Source organism: Flavobacterium sp. RSSA_27, from assembly GCF_051547125.1.
Classification (GTDB): domain Bacteria; phylum Bacteroidota; class Bacteroidia; order Flavobacteriales; family Flavobacteriaceae; genus Flavobacterium.
On sequence record NZ_JBPTTN010000002.1, the window covers coordinates 47,878 to 64,653 of the forward strand.

14 protein-coding genes are annotated in these 16,776 nt (G+C 36.3%); 9 read left to right on the top strand and 5 right to left on the bottom strand.

Features of this window, described 5'->3' with window-relative positions:
* Positions 1-35: 35 nt before the first annotated feature.
* The 5 genes from ACSVH5_RS03115 (at position 36) to ftsY (ending at position 3,080) form a co-directional block, all read left to right on the top strand.
* The gene (locus ACSVH5_RS03115) at positions 36-1,289 is read left to right on the top strand and encodes a CinA family nicotinamide mononucleotide deamidase-related protein (protein ID WP_438060008.1); all 1,254 of its coding nucleotides are present in this window, start codon (positions 36-38) and stop codon (positions 1,287-1,289) included.
* 71 nt (positions 1,290-1,360) lie between these two features.
* On the top strand, positions 1,361-1,597 hold the full coding sequence (gene rpmB / locus ACSVH5_RS03120; RefSeq protein ID WP_024980263.1) for a 50S ribosomal protein L28: 237 nt from the start codon (positions 1,361-1,363) through the stop codon (positions 1,595-1,597).
* Between the two features lie 28 nt (positions 1,598-1,625).
* The gene (gene rpmG, locus ACSVH5_RS03125) at positions 1,626-1,808 is read left to right on the top strand and encodes a 50S ribosomal protein L33 (protein ID WP_017495179.1); all 183 of its coding nucleotides are present in this window, start codon (positions 1,626-1,628) and stop codon (positions 1,806-1,808) included.
* Positions 1,809-1,855: 47 nt separating this feature from the next.
* Entirely contained in the window at positions 1,856-2,008 is a 153-nt protein-coding gene (locus ACSVH5_RS03130; protein WP_066310049.1) for a DUF4295 domain-containing protein, read from the top strand.
* A gap of 118 nt (positions 2,009-2,126) precedes the next feature.
* Positions 2,127-3,080, top strand: a complete 954-nt coding sequence (ftsY, locus tag ACSVH5_RS03135) for a signal recognition particle-docking protein FtsY (RefSeq protein WP_438060009.1) — start codon at positions 2,127-2,129, stop codon at positions 3,078-3,080.
* A gap of 168 nt (positions 3,081-3,248) precedes the next feature.
* Here ftsY and ACSVH5_RS03140 read toward each other — a convergent pair whose 3' ends face one another.
* Complete coding sequence (locus tag ACSVH5_RS03140; RefSeq protein ID WP_438060010.1) at positions 3,249-4,322, bottom strand: serine hydrolase domain-containing protein; 1,074 nt, start codon at positions 4,320-4,322, stop codon at positions 3,249-3,251.
* 236 nt (positions 4,323-4,558) lie between these two features.
* Between ACSVH5_RS03140 and ACSVH5_RS03145 the strand changes: the two genes are divergently transcribed.
* The gene (locus ACSVH5_RS03145; protein WP_438060011.1) at positions 4,559-4,999 is read left to right on the top strand and encodes a lipocalin family protein; all 441 of its coding nucleotides are present in this window, start codon (positions 4,559-4,561) and stop codon (positions 4,997-4,999) included.
* On the top strand, positions 4,980-5,276 hold the full coding sequence (locus ACSVH5_RS03150; protein ID WP_438060012.1) for a DUF721 domain-containing protein: 297 nt from the start codon (positions 4,980-4,982) through the stop codon (positions 5,274-5,276). Before ACSVH5_RS03145 ends, ACSVH5_RS03150 begins: the two co-directional genes overlap by 20 nt.
* 189 nt (positions 5,277-5,465) lie before the next feature.
* Here ACSVH5_RS03150 and ACSVH5_RS03155 read toward each other — a convergent pair whose 3' ends face one another.
* The 3 genes from ACSVH5_RS03155 to bshC form a co-directional block, all read right to left on the bottom strand.
* Entirely contained in the window at positions 5,466-5,885 is a 420-nt protein-coding gene (locus tag ACSVH5_RS03155; RefSeq protein ID WP_064715300.1) for a nucleoside-diphosphate kinase, read from the bottom strand.
* A gap of 108 nt (positions 5,886-5,993) precedes the next feature.
* The gene (locus ACSVH5_RS03160) at positions 5,994-7,262 is read right to left on the bottom strand and encodes an acyltransferase family protein (RefSeq protein ID WP_438060013.1); all 1,269 of its coding nucleotides are present in this window, start codon (positions 7,260-7,262) and stop codon (positions 5,994-5,996) included.
* A 14-nt stretch (positions 7,263-7,276) separates the two neighbouring features.
* Positions 7,277-8,866, bottom strand: coding sequence for a bacillithiol biosynthesis cysteine-adding enzyme BshC (gene bshC / locus ACSVH5_RS03165; protein WP_438060014.1), 1,590 nt, complete (start codon positions 8,864-8,866; stop codon positions 7,277-7,279).
* Positions 8,867-8,988: 122 nt separating this feature from the next.
* Here bshC and ACSVH5_RS03170 point away from each other — a divergent pair, with 122 nt between their 5' ends.
* Positions 8,989-10,272: an MFS transporter gene (locus ACSVH5_RS03170; protein ID WP_438060015.1), complete on the top strand. Its 1,284-nt coding sequence runs from the start codon at positions 8,989-8,991 to the stop codon at positions 10,270-10,272.
* A gap of 42 nt (positions 10,273-10,314) precedes the next feature.
* On the opposite strand, the gene ACSVH5_RS03175 is transcribed toward ACSVH5_RS03170, so the two are convergent.
* Entirely contained in the window at positions 10,315-14,391 is a 4,077-nt protein-coding gene (locus ACSVH5_RS03175; protein ID WP_438060016.1) for a T9SS type B sorting domain-containing protein, read from the bottom strand.
* A 157-nt stretch (positions 14,392-14,548) separates the two neighbouring features.
* Between ACSVH5_RS03175 and ACSVH5_RS03180 the strand changes: the two genes are divergently transcribed.
* Complete coding sequence (locus tag ACSVH5_RS03180) at positions 14,549-16,768, top strand: B12-binding domain-containing radical SAM protein (RefSeq protein ID WP_438060017.1); 2,220 nt, start codon at positions 14,549-14,551, stop codon at positions 16,766-16,768.
* Positions 16,769-16,776 lie beyond the last annotated feature (8 nt).

Here is a 16,776-nt window from a genome sequence, read left to right on the forward strand (position 1 = left end):
CGCTTTGCATGTACAAACTCTAATAGAAAATAGAAATGAAAGCAATCATAATTACTATCGGTGACGAAATTCTGATTGGTCAAATTGTAGATACCAATTCGGGTTATATTGCCAAAGCTTTGGATCGAATAGGAATTGAGATCAAAGAAATGATATCTATTAGTGATGACAAGTTGGCTATTTTAAACACTTTTGCATTAGTACAAGATACTGTTGATATAGTTGTTATTACGGGTGGTTTAGGACCGACTAAAGACGATATTACCAAAAAAACCATTTGTGATTATTTTGAAGACGAGCTTGTTCGTGATGCAGAAGTAGAGGCTCATGTAATTGCTTTAATTGAAAGAGCATTACAGCGGGAAGCGTCTCAAATGAATAAAGATCAGGCTTTGGTGCCTTCAAAGTGTACTGTTTTGCATAATGCAGTAGGTACTGCTCCTGGGATGTGGATTCAAAAAGGACAAACCGTTTTTGTTTCTTTACCCGGAGTACCTTATGAAATGAAGTATTTAGTAGATTATCAATTGGTGCCTAAGCTTGTCAAAGAGTATGAGCGACCTTTTATTATTCATAAAACCGTTTTGACTTATGGTCAAGGCGAAAGTTTAGTAGCAGAACGCATTGAAGCTTGGGAGAATAAGCTGCCAAGTTTTATAAAATTGGCCTATTTGCCTGCTCCTGGTAGAGTGCGTTTGCGATTGACTGCAAGAGGAATCGATAGATTGTTTTTAGAAAGCGAATTGGACAATCAATTAGCGCATTTGACTTCGCTTATTGGGGATATTATCGTGGGGTATGACGAGGATGAAACCCTTGAGGTCGTGATAGGAAGGTTGCTAACACAAAAAAACAAAACCCTTGCCACAGCAGAAAGTTGTACTGGAGGTAAAATTGCACAACTCATCACGGGAGTTTCAGGAGCTTCTAATTATTACAAAGGAAGTGTGGTGGCCTATGCTACCGAAATGAAAACGAAGTTGTTAGAAGTCTCTTTGTCGACTATAGAAGCGCATAGTGTGGTTAGTGCTGAAGTAGCAAAAGAAATGGCAATAAATTGTCAAAAAATCTTCGAATCGGATTATGTCATCGCTACAACTGGCAATGCAGGACCCACAAAAGGGGATTCGGATGCTAGTGTTGGTAGCGTTTTTATTGCTCTGGCCACTCCTGATGGTGTCATAGTTGAGGGCTTTAATTTCGGGCAACCCCGAGAGAAAGTCATAGATAGAGCTGTTACTAAGAGTTTGGAAATGTTGCAAAAAGAAATTTTAAAAAATGTGTTATAATTTTTTGTTTCATCCGTTTATTTTTCTTTTCTTTGCACCCTGATTTTGAATAACGATAAAAGATAAGCATAATGTCAAGAGTTTGTGACCTTACAGGTAAAAGAGCGATGGTAGGAAATAACGTTTCTCACGCTATGAATAAAACTAAGAGAAAGTTTTCTGTGAACTTAGTGAAAAAGCGTTTTTATCTTCCAGAAGAAGATAGATGGATTACTCTTAGAGTAGCAGCATCTACGATAAAAACAATTAACAAAAATGGAATTGCAGCTGTTTTGAAAAAAGCGCAGTCTGAAGGATTTATAAAATAATCTTTTTCCTAAATAAATATATAGCAAGATGGCAAAGAAAGGTAATAGAATCCAAGTAATTTTAGAATGTACTGAGCACAAAACTTCAGGTGTTGCAGGGACTTCAAGATATATAACAACTAAGAACAAAAAAAACACTCCAGACAGATTAGAGATTAAAAAATTTAATCCAATCTTGAAAAGAGTAACTGTTCATAAAGAAATTAAGTAATAATTAGATATTTTTATTTTATAAAAATTTCAAATAACATTTGAATCATGGCAAAGAAAACCGTAGCATCGTTACAAACCGCTTCTAAGAGATTATCAAAAGCCATCAAAATGGTAAAATCTCCAAAAACTGGTGCTTATACATTCGTAGAATCTATTATGGCTCCTGAAGCAGTTGATGAATTCTTGAAAAAGAAATAATTCACAAACCCTATATATCAAAGCTACTTTCTTTCGGAAGTAGCTTTTTTATTTAATATCTTTACGTCCTTTTAGTCAAAGGACTGTTTTATTGAATGCCACCTAATCCTTCATAGCAATGAGTTTTTTTAAACGTATATTTTCATCTGATAAGAAAGAAACATTAGATAAAGGTCTAGAAAAGACCAAAGTCAATTTTTTCACTAAATTAACCAAAGCTGTTGCTGGTAAATCTAAAGTAGATGATGATGTTTTAGATAATTTAGAAGAAATTTTAGTAGCCTCGGATGTAGGTGTAGCTACTACCTTGAAAATCATATCACGAATTGAAAAACGTGTTGCAACAGATAAATATTTAGGGATTGATGAGTTAAATGTAATTCTTCAAGAAGAGATTGCTGGTTTGTTATCTGAAACGAATAATGGTGAAGCTACGGAATTTGTAATTCCAGTCAATACCAAACCTTATGTAGTAATGGTGGTAGGTGTAAATGGTGTGGGTAAAACCACTACTATTGGTAAATTGGCGTATCAGTTTAAAAAATCAGGATACAAGGTAGTACTTGGTGCAGCGGATACTTTCCGCGCAGCAGCCATCGATCAATTGCAGATTTGGGCAGATCGCGTTGGGGTACCAATTGTACGTCAAGAAATGGGAAGCGATCCAGCTTCGGTAGCTTTTGATACACTACAGTCAGCGGTGGCTCAAAATGCCGATATTGTGATTATTGATACCGCTGGACGTTTGCATAATAAAATCAATTTGATGAACGAATTGTCTAAAGTGAAACGTGTGATGCAAAAAGTGGTTGCCGATGCGCCACATGACGTGCTTTTGGTTTTAGATGGTTCTACAGGCCAAAACGCTTTTGAACAAGCCAAACAATTTACGGCTGCTACCGAAGTTACTTCTCTTGCAGTTACTAAATTAGACGGAACGGCCAAAGGTGGCGTTGTGATTGGTATTTCGGATCAGTTCCAGATTCCTGTAAAATATATTGGCGTAGGTGAGGGCATTGAAGATTTACAAGTCTTTAATAAGTTTGAATTTGTAGATTCTTTCTTTAAATAGTTTGGTATGAAAAATTTGAGCCCGTTATCTCTTTATTTTATCAGTTTGATCTGTTTTGTGTTGGCTAATTTGCTTAGAGAAAAAATAGATTTTGCACATGGGTTTTTCCTAAGCGCTGGTATCGTTATTTTTTTAGCAGGACTTTATAAAAAGTTTAGTAGTAAGTAACTATAAATATAAAGCTTTTATTTTATTCCAAAGTACTTCGTCAAAGTCAGACAAAGCTAAATTAGTATTGTCTGCGGCTTCCCCCATTCTTACTACTACCATGTTTTTGCTAGGAATTACATAGATTTTTTGATCGTTTTTACCCAAAGCCATGTACATGTCTGTTGGACCGCTTGGTATTATACTTCCCTTGAATTCTAATTGTGATTGTGGAAGACGGTAACTGTCTTTACCGTTAAGCCACCATAAATAGCCATAAGAAAGATTAAGATTTTGTGAAGTGTTGGTGGCTTCGGATACAAATGCTTCGTTGAGGATGGTATTGTTTTCCCATTTTCCATTGTTAAGCATTAACAAACCAAAGCGTGCCATGCTTCGTGTGGTGCTCCAATACACACTATTATTGTCCATCTGAATCCATGATCCTTCCATGCCAATTTTGTCTCTAAGCTTGGCGTTGAAGTATTCCGACCAAGTTTGCTTTGTGGCTTTTGCTATAACCTCTTGTAGTTTTACATACACATTATGATAGGCCCATCTCGTACCTGCATCGGCTTTGTATTGCAAGCTTGTAGGGTCGACGGCATCTCCATTGATAAGGTCTTCTATGCCCGAAGTCATGGTCAGGAGGTGTTTGTTAGTGATTAGGTTTTCTTTGGCTAGGGGAAGACTCGTCCAACCTATTCCTAAGTAATCCGATACTTTAGCATTACTATTTACCATGCCTTCTTGTTGTGCAATGCCTGTAATAGCAGTAGTGAGTGTTTTTCCCGCACTTGCCCAATACCAAGGTGTATTGGCGCTATGGCCATTGAAATACTTTTCGAGCACTATTTTTCCGTCGACTAAGATGATAAAACCTTTCGTGTTTTTTTGGGTTAAATAATCCAATAAAGGTTGTACGGCTGTGGGTTTCCAACCTAAGCTCTCGATGGTTTTGGTTTCCCAAACAGTTCCTGTTACAGGTGGGAAATACGTCTTCGTAGTTGGATTGGTGGAAGGCGTGTCGGCTTTTTCTGTACTGCAATTGGCAAAAGTTAGCAAGACAACTATGGCGGTTAAGTATTTTTTCATGATTTTTATTTTGGTTTTGGGATTGGACTAAAATAGTCAAAAATAGTTTAACGAAACCCTTCTATTTTTTGTTTCCTAATTTGTTTTCTTCGTACTTTGTGGTCTTGCAATTGCGTCTGGTTTTACACGTAAACGCTAGCCCTGATGGGAACGGCATCCTTGTGGCCCCGGGGTTCGGGACGACAAGATATAGTGGACAGCAGGAAATGGCTCCATATAAAAATTAAATATATTCTATGAAAAAAGTAGTTGTAGTAGTAACCCTTTGTTTGTTTTTTTTAGGGTGTCAACCTAAAGTTGAGAAGGAATCGGTGACTTTGTTGAATGGGTATTGGGAGATTGAGAAAGTGGTTTTTGAAGAAGGTGAAGATAAAGAATACCCGAGCAATGATAGTTTTGATTATTTTGAAATTAAAGGTGATACCGGATTTAGAAAGAAAGTAATGCCGCAATTGGACGGTACGTTTCAGGCGAATGATTTGGTAGAAACGATTCGTGTTCGACAAAAAAATGATCAAATTTTTCTTGATTTCAAGACTGATTTTGCGCAATGGTCAGAGGAATTGGTAAAGATTGACGCAAAGGAATTGGTATTGAGGAATGCAGAGCAAAAAGAGTATCACTATAAAAAAACAGGTCCGATAAAAATTATTGACAATGGCAAAACGACTAAATGATCAGAATACGGTAGGTGATGTTTTGAAGCATATTATTGAAGTTAATAAATTGCAAACGGGACTAAACCAGATTGATGTACGTGAGGCTTGGAAAAATTTGATGGGGAACGGTGTGAATCATTATACCAAAAATGTGATTTTGAAAGGATCCGTTTTGCATGTTGAATTGTCTTCTTCTGTTTTACGTGAAGAATTGAGCCACGGGAAATCGAAAATAATTGCGATGATTAATGAGGAATTGCGTCGTGATGTGGTTAGAGACGTGGTGTTGAGATAAAGTAAAAGTGTTCAGTGTTCATTAATTTAGTGTTCAGTTTGCTGTAGCGACTAAATACCCTTTATTGAATTGTAATTTTCAGTTAATAAAAAATCCCATTTTGTTTTATTACAAAATGGGATTTTTTTATGAGATAACTGTTTTTAGTGCATTTTACTGTCCACTAAAAACTGTTTACTGAACACTGATTTAGAATTGCTCTCTTCCTGCAAAGTGGAAAGCACCTTCGATAGCAGCGTTTTCGTCGCTATCAGAACCGTGAACTGCATTTTCTCCGATAGAAGTTGCGTAAGCTTTACGGATAGTTCCTTCAGCAGCTTCAGCTGGATTAGTTGCTCCAATTAAAGTTCTGAAATCTTCAACTGCATTTTCTTTTTCTAAAATGGCAGCAACAATAGGACCACGAGTCATGAATTCTACTAATTCTCCAAAGAAAGGTCTAGCTGAGTGTACTGCGTAAAATGCTTGTGCGTCAGCAACAGTCAATTGCGTTAATTTCAAAGAAACAATTTTGAAACCTGCGTTAGTAATCATTGCTAAGATGTTTCCGATGTGTCCGTTTTCTACAGCATCAGGCTTAATCATGGTAAAAGTTCTATTTGTAGCCATTTTTTGTGTTTTTAAAATTTGGTGCAAAAATAGACTTTTTTTATGAATACATTTTAGCAAATAATCAATTTAAAGACAATTTTTTGGTTAAGCTTTAAAAATGCAAGATTAGACTTTGAAAAATAGTTTCTTTTGATAAAAATACCACAATAAAAGACTCCAAAAACCTACATAAAGCAAAGCAAAGACCAGCGAAGCATTCATTGGATTTTGGAAATGAGGCAAAACTCCAAATTCATAACTGTAGGTCCAAAAGTCGATTGGAGTTTTATCTTTTGGATTTTGTATCGAAATCATTACTAAAGCTTGAGGAATGATTTGGGACAAAAAGAAAACAATCATAGGATTAACTCCCCAAACTAGAAATAACGTGATTCCTTTTTTGAAATTGAGTAGGTCGATGCAATAGTATAAAATCGTCAAGATAAGTGTTGCCAATCCAGCGGTATAAAGTACATACGAACTGGTCCATAAGGCTTTATTGATGGGGAATACAAAATTCCAAAGCCAACCCAAGAGCAGTAATAGTGCTCCAATGCTAAGCATTTTTTGTGCTTTTGATTTTTTGGAGATATTCCTATTGAGTAATTGCCCAATTTGAAGACCTAATAAGCCTGTTACTATGGCAGGTATAGTACTTAAAATTCCTTCAGGATCCCAAGTTTTGGTAGCTTCCCAAACATGTCCTGATAATACCATTTGGTCCACCCAAGTCGCCAAGTTGGTTCCTTTTTCAAGATTGGTAATTACAAAGCCCGGCGCAGGAACTAATGTCATTAGCGCCCAATAGCCCAGTAGTAAAACACTGCTAACGATGAGTTGTATTTTGGGCGTAGTTTTTAAATACAAAAGCGAAGCGATGAAATATATAATCCCGATACGCTGCAAAACACCAGGAAGGCGCACGTTTTCATAAGCTGGGATACCGCTGTAAGCAAGGAACATAAAAAGGACAAAACATCCAATGGCCAAATAGGTTTTGGTTTTTTGATTGAAATTCCCCATTAAAGCATAACCAACAATAGCAGTTATAAGTAGGCGAATAATCATTAATGGTATTCCTTCAAGGTCTAAAAACTGAATTTTACCGAAAAAATTAAAGAACAAGCCCAGGTTTATCATGCGCAACGAACGAACAAAGATTTTGTTGAAGGTTGAACTGTCGTAGGTTTTAGTTGGCATGGCAAAAGCAATGGCGGTTCCCATAATGAAAACAAAAAATGGAAATACCAAATCGGTTGGAGTACAGCCGTGCCATTCGGCGTGACGTAAGGGAGCATAAATCGTGGACCAACTTCCAGGATTATTGACAACAGTCATTAATAAAATAGTTAATCCTCGAAATACATCCAGTGAAATCAGTCGGTCTTTGCTCATGAAAAAAGTTGGTTTTAAAAGGTAATAATGGTAAAATTGGTAGACAAAGGTTTAATTTGCTCAACCAATTTAGGAAGTAGTTGCTCGCCATTTTCTAAATAAAACTCAGCAAAATTAGCTTGACGTTCTTGTAAACTTTGGTTAGGGAACAATTCATTTTGAAGTGCAGTGATTCGGCTCAAACTATCGGTTAATTTTCGTTTTTGTGCTTTTAGTAATCGTTTTTCTAGCTGTTCGAGACCTTTAGTTTGTTTTACTTCTTGCGCTTTTACGGCACCTGCAAAAGAACGGTCGGTTTTGGAAGTCAGTTCATTTAGGACTTGAAACTGTTGTTGTAACTGTTGTTTCAAATCGCTCATATCAATGGCAAATTCCGATAATTGTTTGGTTTTGTTGTTGATTAAAAAGTTTTGTTTTTGGAATAAATCGCTCCAAGTCAAGGCTAAGGCATCAGCTTTTTTTAGCTGTTTTTCAGTAGCCAAAACTACGGAGTTACGCACAATAAGCATTGGGAAAGTCACCTTTACTGCTTCAAAAAATGATTTTAATTCTAGCCAATAGGCTATTTCTCCACCACCACCAATATAGGCTAGATTAGGGAGAATAACTTCTTGGTATAAAGGACGCATCACTACGTTGGGACTGAATTTTTCGGGATGAAGTTCCAGTTCGGCGAGTAGTTCTTGTTCTGAAAAATGGCGTTTAGTATTGTTTATTTTGTACAATCCGTTTTCAAAAATAATACGCTCTCTCAAGTTGTCTTCTATATAAAACAAATTGATTTCACGAGGATTGACCTGAACGGTATAGTTGCCAAATTGCTCAATAGTTTCATTCACTTTTGAAAAAGCAGTTTGCTTAAGTACCTCTTCCTTAATGAATGGAATAAATTGTCTTTTTAAATTGGAATCATCAGCATCCAAAATGACTAATCCGTAGTGACCAAATAACGCATTGGCCAAATATCTGGTCGCGTCTGCTAAATTGGTATGCTTCAAATAAGCTTCATGAAATAGTTTTTTTAGCGTTTCGGCATTGGTACTGCTTCCTAATTCTAGCGCAAAAATGGTTAAAAAATCTTCAAGACCTTCTGTAGATAATCGGCCTACTGGTCCAGAACTTTCTCTGTTCCAACAGAATTTTTTTCCTTTAAAAGTAAAGTAATTGATTTCTTCAAAATCGTGGTCTTCGGTAGCCATCCAATAGACGGGAACAAAATTTTGTTCAGGGTATTTTTGTTGTAATTCCTTGGTCAGATTGATGGTAGAAATGATTTTATATAGAAAATACAATGGTCCGCTGAATAAATTCAGTTGATGACCCGTTGTAATGGTATACGTATTGGAATGATTTAAAAGTTTGATGTTGTTTAACGTTGCCGTTGAAGCCTTGATTTTGGCATATTGGGCTTCAAGAGTAGCCACTAAAACAGCTCTTTTCTTGTCTTCGAAGTTGGCTTTCTTTTCATCTATTTGAGGAGCAAAATTTTCAAGAGTTGGGAATCGATGGTACAAAGGCTGTACGTTTGGTTTTTGGTCTAAATAATCATTGATTAGTGATGAAAAATACCCAGAATTTTGAAAGCTGATACAGTCGGATGGCATAATTGAAATAGATTTAGGGCTAAATTACCAAAAAAAGCGGAATTAAATGGCTTCCCTTTTTGAATAGCAATGCATTTTAACTTATTATTGTAATTCTAAACCACTAACTAAAACCACAACAAATGACCCAAGATGCTCCTTCGAAAGGAAAAAATTCAATACAACACGTACTTTTTGGTAGTTTGATAGGAACGACCATCGAGTTTTTTGATTTTTATATTTATGCCAATGCCGCAGTATTGGTTTTTCCACAACTTTTTTTCCCGAGTACCGACGCTACTATGGCTACGTTGCAATCACTAGCTACGTTTTCTATTGCTTTTTTATCCCGTCCCTTGGGGTCGGCTTTTTTTGGCCATTTTGGAGATAAGATAGGTCGTAAATTTACTTTGGTAGCCGCATTACTTACTATGGGAATTTCTACTGTTGCCATTGGTTTTCTGCCGAGTTATGCTAGTATTGGTATTGTTGCACCTTTGTTGTTGATGCTATGTCGTTTTGGACAGGGTGTTGGTCTTGGAGGAGAATGGGGCGGTGCTGTTTTACTAGCCATCGAAAATGCGCCACCTAATAAAAGAGCTTGGTATGGTATGTTCCCACAGTTAGGCGCTCCGATAGGTTTGTTGCTTTCGGGAGGGACTTTTTTGCTTTTAACGGATAGTATGTCCAACGAAGATTTCATGAATTATGGTTGGCGAATTCCCTTTATAGCCAGTTCGCTTTTGGTCGTAGTTGGTTTTTATATTCGAACTAAAATTTCTGAAACGCCTTCTTTTGAGCAGGCTAAAAAAGTAGCAAAAGAAGTAAAAATTCCGTTTTTCACCTTGCTTACCTCTTACAAGAATCAATTGATTTTTGGAACATTGGCAGCAGTGACTACTTTTTTGGTTTTTTATTTAATGACGGTATTTACTTTAAGTTGGGCAACCTCTGATTTAGGTTTTACCAAAAGAGATGCTTTGTTGATTCAGTTGTTCTCTGTGCTCTTTTTTGCACTGTTTATTCCTGTTTCGGCAGTGGTTGCCGATGCCATTGGGCGCAGAAAAATGCTGGTTTGGGCTACTATTGCCATAGCTGTTTTTGGTTTTTTCTTTCCATTTTTTCTTAGTTCGGGAAGTGCTGTACTAGTCACTGTTTTTGTTTGCATTGGAATGGCGTTGATGGGATTTACTTATGGGCCATTAGGAACCTTTTTGTCTGAGTTGTTTCCTACACAAGTCCGCTATTCTGGAGCTTCCTTAACTTTTAATTTAGCCGGAATATTTGGTGCTGCTTTTGCTCCTATGATTGCCATTTGGTTGGCTACGGATTATGACATTTCGTATGTGGGGTTTTATTTGACGGGGGCTGCTTGTTTTTCTTTACTTTCTTTATTAGTAATCAGTAAAGTTGAACATAAATTTTAAATTTAAAAAAGGCTGTCCACACTCTTCGGACAGCCTCTTTTTTTATCGTTTTAAGCTAAAGTGACTTTTAAATTCAGAACCGTTTTTTCGAGTAACCGCGAACCAATAGTCAGTAGATGGGAGTATATGACCAAGATATGTTCCATCCCAATAATCATTATTTCTTAATTCTTTGACCAGTTTACCATAGCGATCAAATATTCTAATGGAAGAGTTGGGTTCTAAATAGTTAAAATCAATTGTCCAAGTATCATTGAAGCCATCATTGTTTGGTGTAAAGAATTTTGGATATGGAAGTTCATCTACCAAATTAATACATTCATCATTTGTCGCATCAAGAATAGTAATTAAAATTGGGATTCTGCTACTTTCGCAATTGTTTACAGTTTGAGAAGCGTAGTAGGTTATTCCATTCGTTAGTAAAGTGGATTCAGGTAAACTTATCGAAGACGTGAGACTATCGAACCAATTTATATTTTGTCCTAAAATCGATACATCACTAATTTTTGCATTTTTTTGGACACAAAAGGATTGTATTGCTTCTGCTGTTGGTGGAGTAGTATCTTGAATAATTGAAGTAATTGCTAGTCGTTCACTTTCACAATCATTAATTGTCTGTGTTGCAAAGTAGGTCTTTCCGTTTTGAAGAGTAGTGGTGTTTGATAAAAGGTTGCCACCTACTTGAGCATCATACCACTTGATGGTAGTTCCAGAAATAGTTAAGTTAGAAAGCAGTGGATTTTCATCGATACAAAATTGTTGAATACTTTTCGCTAATGGTAATGGTGTATCCTGAATTCTAATCAGAATTGGAATTCTACTACTTTCACAACCTATGGTTTGAGAAGCATAATAGGAAGTATTGTTTACTAACAATTTGTCAATAGGGAGCGTAACTGTCGAAATAGCATTATCATACCATTTTATATTTTGTCCTGATATCTGTATGGAATTAAGTGATGCGTTTTCATTTTTACAGAAGGATTGAAATGCGTTTGCAGTTGGGTTAGGCGGAGTATTTATAATAGAAACGGTAATTCCTAATCGCGGGCTTTCGCAATTATTAATAGTTTGAGTAGCGAAATAAGTTGTGCCATCAATAAGATTTGTAGTTGTTGCTATGGAAGAACCATTACTAGATGCATCGTACCATTTTATGTCGGTTCCAGTTACTTGAATAGCTGCAATCGTTGGATTTTGATTACTACAAAAGGTTTGACTTGTATTTGCAATTGGTGTAGTTGTATTTTGAATATTGATTAAAACAGCAATTCTCTCGCTTTCGCACCCGTTTATAGTTTGTGATGCATAGTAAGTAACCCTGTTTTGCAAAGGAGTACTACTATCGAGTACATTTCCATTGGTTAAAGCATCATACCATTTTACATTTTGCCCAGTGATAGCAATAGAATTTAAAGTTGCATTTTGTTGGATGCAAAAAGTTTGGGGAGAGGATGAAACAGGCAAAGGTTGAGCACTAATAATTACTTTTTGCTCTTGAGTAACCGAATTTCCATTTCCATCTTGATAGAGCCAAACAATCGTGTAAGTTCCGGGTAAATTATAAGATAGCGGACTTGCAGAAGTAGCTGTAATTGTTCCTGCACAAGCATCTGTAGCAGTTGGGGTTGTTGTAATTGAGGTGTGACAGTCTCCTGAAATAGTAGGCAATGTTGTTAAATCTGGTATAGGTGCTCCTACATCTCCAACAAAAACCTCTATGCTTTTTGTGTCATCACAACCTCCTGTTCCAGTAATGGTACAATAATACTTGCCACTATTTATGGCAGTAGCATTAGTAATTGTAGGGTTTTGTAGTGATGAAGTAAACCCATTGGGACCAGTCCAGGAATAATTGGTTCCACCTGAGGCCTTAAGTTCTAGAGTAGAGCCCACGCAAATAGGATAGTTGCTTGTTATTGAGGGGTTTGAAAGGCAATCTTGGAATTTAGCAAGAAATAAATTACCACCAGATAATGAAGGAAATACAGTGCCTGTTGTTCCCAAATTTGTACTTCCAAAAGTATTACCAATTGTGTAAATGTTACCTTGACTATAAGAAATACTTTCAATATAGTCTTGGCCATCACCTCCATAGTAGGTACCCCAACTGAGATTTCCATCTGTATCAAATTTTGCTATGAAGCCTTCGTCAGAACCATTTGTTGTTACTTGGTAACTATCAGGTGTAGCTATATCTGTTGTACTTCTTGTATTTCCAGTAATGTATATATTTCCATCTTCAGATGTACAGCTACTTTCACTTTTGTCGCGACTAGATGGTGATGAAGAGTTTGAACCGTAATATGTTCCCCATTGCCTAACGCCGTTAGGATTAAATTTTGCTATAAATGCATTGACTCCATCCTGAATTAGGTTTTCTTTATAGGCACCAACTGTAGCTATATTATTGATGCTGTTTGTTGTTCCTGAGATATAGATGTTGTTGAATTTATCAGAACCAATTCCTGTGATACGATCGAAATAATCATTCACTGATATAAAAAAAGAAGCATCCCCTCCGTAATAAGTACACCATATTCGTTGTCCTATTGGATTAAACTTAACTACAAAACCATCCATATGATGCATTTGAGTTTGATGTGCTCCAACAGTTGAAATATCGGGTTGGTTAGCATTCAAAATCAAATATTGACCTGCAAAGATTAAATTATTGTCATTGTCTATTGTAGACAAGTTTATTTTTCCTGGAAAATAGCTTCCATAGATTCTATTGCCAGTTGGTGAGAATTTAGCAATAAATCCACAACCTCCAAAAGTGTCATTATTGGTATTTTGATATGCATCAGTAGTAATTATTCCATCCCTACTGTGGGTTTCTCCTCCTAAGATTATATTTTCTTGATTATCTAGACTAATGGTGTTGATCCAATCATGGCTAGTACCTCCATACAATGTTCCCCAAATTTGATTACCATTGGCGTCAAATTTTAGAAGTATTCCATCTTTAGCAAAATCGGAATTTTTAGTTTTATGAGCTCCAGTAGTAGTAAGGTAATTTCCGGAGCCATCGAGGTAATCAGAGCCTGCAAGATAGATTTCACTATTTGAATTTAAAGCAAGGTCAGAAATGTAAGTGGAGTTAATATAACTACCCCAAATTCTCATTCCATTATTGTCAAATTTAGCAAAGAACGAGGCGTCTCCAATTGAAATTTTAGTGGATTGAAATGCACCTGAAGTTGCTATGTTGTAAGCACTTGAAGTTTCTCCGGCTATAATTAATTGATTGTTTTTATCTACTTTTATTTTCCTTGCTAAAAAAGACCCGCTATTTCCACCATAATATGTCCCCCATAGCCTAATGGGCACAGGATCAATTACCACAGTTTTGCCAGATACATTTTCAGCACTTTCAAAGCCATACACATTTTTCTTAATTTTTTTATATCCAACTGCAATGACTTTTTTTACTTCTCCATCTTCAGTCCAACTGGCAGGTAAGGTTTCCTCCATTTCGCCAAAACGAACACTCATTCGGATTTTATTGTCAACTAATGCTGTTGCTGCTCCTCTAAACTTTAATTGTATATCTGATATTTTTCCTTTTGGGTGGATTACAAAATTGTACTCTACGGTTTTTAATGTGTCTTTTGGAACCGTGAAAACCACATCAATGTTAGGGTAAATGTTTTTATAGGTGATTTGTTGGTATCTATACACTTTCAAAACACCATTGGGCTTATTGGGAACGTTATAATAATTATCGTAATCTTTCGATTTTTCTTCTTTTATGAGTTCTACATTAGGATTTGAATTCATAAAGTCAATGTCTATCCTATGGTAAATGTGTTCTAAAGAATAATCAGGAATTACTTCTTTATTTTTTTCGGGTTGTAATGATGGATGAATTTTTGCTTTTTGCTTTTCAGTTAATGGATGTTTTTTGGTTTCATAAATATCATATGAAAAGCCATTAGTTTTAATTTGAACATTCAATCCAGCTGAGTTTAGAAGATATTTTACTGCATCATTAGGTTTGCCGTTTTGGTCTATAATTTGGCCTTTATTCTCTTTAAAACCAATTGTTTTGTTTTTATTTTGAGCATAAGAAGAAGTGATTATTAAAAAAATAAGTAGGAATATTTTGTATTTCATTTTTCAAATTTAACAGGCATAAATGTAGCTAATTATATATAAAAATAGCAATCAATCTTCGAGATTATGTGTATTTTTTAATCAAAATTTTGGCAACCAATCTTTTTCAAAAAAAACAATTTTTATCCCTTATTTTTGCATCAAAACAATCTCACTCTTGAAACCAAAACTTTTCCTCATCACGCCACCGTTTACGCAACTGAATACCCCGTATCCAGCGACGGCGTATATCAAAGGTTTTTTGAATACCCTTGAAGTACCCTCGGAGCAAGCGGATTTGGGTATTGAGGTGATTTTGAAATTGTTTTCGAAAGAAGGACTTGAAAATTTGTTTAAAGTTCAAGGTTTAAAGTTTAAAGTTTCTGAGCAAATTATTTCGGATAATTCGAAACGTATTATTGCCCTACAAGACGAATATATCAAATCCATAGATCCAGTGATTGCTTTTTTACAAGGCAAAAATCCGACCTTGGCTTTGCCAATTTGTCAAGAAGATTATTTGCCGGAAGCGTCTCGCTTTGCGCAATTGGAGGAATTGGATTGGGCTTTTGGTACGATGGGAACACAAGATAAAGCCAAACATTTGGCAACTTTGTACCTTGAAGACCTTTCGGATTTTATAGTCGAATGTGTCGATGAAAATTTTGGGTTTAGTCGCTATGCCGAGCGTCTGGGTCGAAGCGCCAATTCATTCGACGAGTTGTACGAAGCTTTGCAAAAAGAACCTACTTATATCGATGGAATTTTATTGTCTATTTTGGAAGAAAAAATAGCCAGAATCCAACCAGAATTATTGCTGATTTCTGTGCCTTTTCCTGGGAATTTGTACAGCGCTTTTCGTTCGGCACAGTGGGTGAAAAAGCATTATCCGAATATTAAAATTGCAATGGGAGGTGGCTTTCCCAATACAGAATTGCGTTCGCTTTCGGATGCTCGAGTGTTTGAGTTTTTCGATTTCATTACTTTAGATGACGGGGAACTTCCTGTTGAATTACTAATTGCCAATATTCAAAATCCAAATTCCAATGCGTTCAAAAGAACTTTTATTTTGGAAGATGGAAAAGTCGTTTATAAAAACAATTCCTCTAGACCTGATTATAAACAATCGCAAGTAGGTACGCCAGATTATACCGATTTGTTGTTGGATCAATACATTTCGGTCATTGAAGTGGTGAATCCGATGCATCGCATGTGGAGCGATGGTCGTTGGAACAAGTTGACGATGGCGCATGGCTGTTATTGGGGCAAATGTACTTTTTGTGACATTTCTTTAGATTACATCAAAATCTACGAACCTATAGCTGCCAATTTGTTGTGCGACCGAATGGAAGAAATGATGACAAAAACAGGTCAGAATGGCTTTCATTTTGTTGACGAAGCAGCACCGCCCGCTTTAATGCGAGCTTTAGCGCTAGAAATTTTACGCCGAAAATTATCGGTTACTTGGTGGACCAACATACGTTTTGAGAAAAGTTTTTCGGCTGATTTATGTCGATTGCTCAAAGCTTCGGGTTGTATAGCAGTTTCAGGTGGTTTGGAAGTGGCTTCTGACCGATTGTTACAATTAATTGATAAAGGAGTAACCGTTGAGCAAGTGGCCAAAGTGACTCGCAATTTTACCGAGTCTGGAATTATGGTACATGCGTATTTGATGTACGGTTACCCAACCCAAACGGTTCAAGAAACTATAGACAGTCTCGAAATGGTGCGTCAATTGTTTGAAGCAGGAGTGTTGCAATCTGGTTTTTGGCACCAGTTTGCCATGACCGCCCATAGTCCAGTGGGATTGTATCCAGAGCAATTTGGTGTTACGCCAGAACTACTTCCCTTACAAGGTTCTGAGAAGGGAATTTTTGCAATCAATGACATTAATTATACGGACAAAACAGGTATTGACCACGAAAAATTTAGTTTCGGATTGAAGAAATCCTTGTTCAATTTTATGCACGGTATTTGTTTCGACTTTGAGCTGCAAGAATGGTTTGACTTTAAGATTCCAAAAACCAAAATTCATCCTGATTTTATTTTTAATGCGCTTCAAGAAGAAGAAAATTTCACCACAAAACCTACAGCCAAAGTAGTTTGGTTGGGAGGAAAACCTTCGGTTGAATATTTTACTAAATCCAAAAAAGGTAATTCTTGGGAACTCGCTAAATTGACCTTTCACGATAAAAAAGAAAGTTTTACTATTCAAACCAATAAAGCTGAAGGCGAATGGCTGGTTGCTATTTTAGATAAAATTGCGGTTTCTCAATCCAAAGTATATTCTTTTCAGGAACTTAAAACTGATTTTGAACAAAAGTTGTTCGATTTTGAGTTATTTTGGTATTCAAAACCGATGCAAACATTACGCTCTTTTGGATTATTAATTTTGTAAAGTGTTTT

Coding starts and splice junctions, on each gene's coding strand:
- ACSVH5_RS03155 (WP_064715300.1), bottom strand. CDS start 5,885: ATGGCTACAAATAGAACTTTTACCATGATTAAGCCTGATGCTGTAGAA.
- rpmG (WP_017495179.1), top strand. CDS start 1,626: ATGGCAAAGAAAGGTAATAGAATCCAAGTAATTTTAGAATGTACTGAG.
- ftsY (WP_438060009.1), top strand. CDS start 2,127: ATGAGTTTTTTTAAACGTATATTTTCATCTGATAAGAAAGAAACATTA.
- ACSVH5_RS03160 (WP_438060013.1), bottom strand. CDS start 7,262: ATGAGCAAAGACCGACTGATTTCACTGGATGTATTTCGAGGATTAACT.
- bshC (WP_438060014.1), bottom strand. CDS start 8,866: ATGCCATCCGACTGTATCAGCTTTCAAAATTCTGGGTATTTTTCATCA.
- ACSVH5_RS03175 (WP_438060016.1), bottom strand. CDS start 14,391: ATGAAATACAAAATATTCCTACTTATTTTTTTAATAATCACTTCTTCT.
- ACSVH5_RS03130 (WP_066310049.1), top strand. CDS start 1,856: ATGGCAAAGAAAACCGTAGCATCGTTACAAACCGCTTCTAAGAGATTA.
- ACSVH5_RS03145 (WP_438060011.1), top strand. CDS start 4,559: ATGAAAAAAGTAGTTGTAGTAGTAACCCTTTGTTTGTTTTTTTTAGGG.
- ACSVH5_RS03150 (WP_438060012.1), top strand. CDS start 4,980: ATGGCAAAACGACTAAATGATCAGAATACGGTAGGTGATGTTTTGAAG.
- rpmB (WP_024980263.1), top strand. CDS start 1,361: ATGTCAAGAGTTTGTGACCTTACAGGTAAAAGAGCGATGGTAGGAAAT.
- ACSVH5_RS03115 (WP_438060008.1), top strand. CDS start 36: ATGAAAGCAATCATAATTACTATCGGTGACGAAATTCTGATTGGTCAA.
- ACSVH5_RS03140 (WP_438060010.1), bottom strand. CDS start 4,322: ATGAAAAAATACTTAACCGCCATAGTTGTCTTGCTAACTTTTGCCAAT.
- ACSVH5_RS03170 (WP_438060015.1), top strand. CDS start 8,989: ATGACCCAAGATGCTCCTTCGAAAGGAAAAAATTCAATACAACACGTA.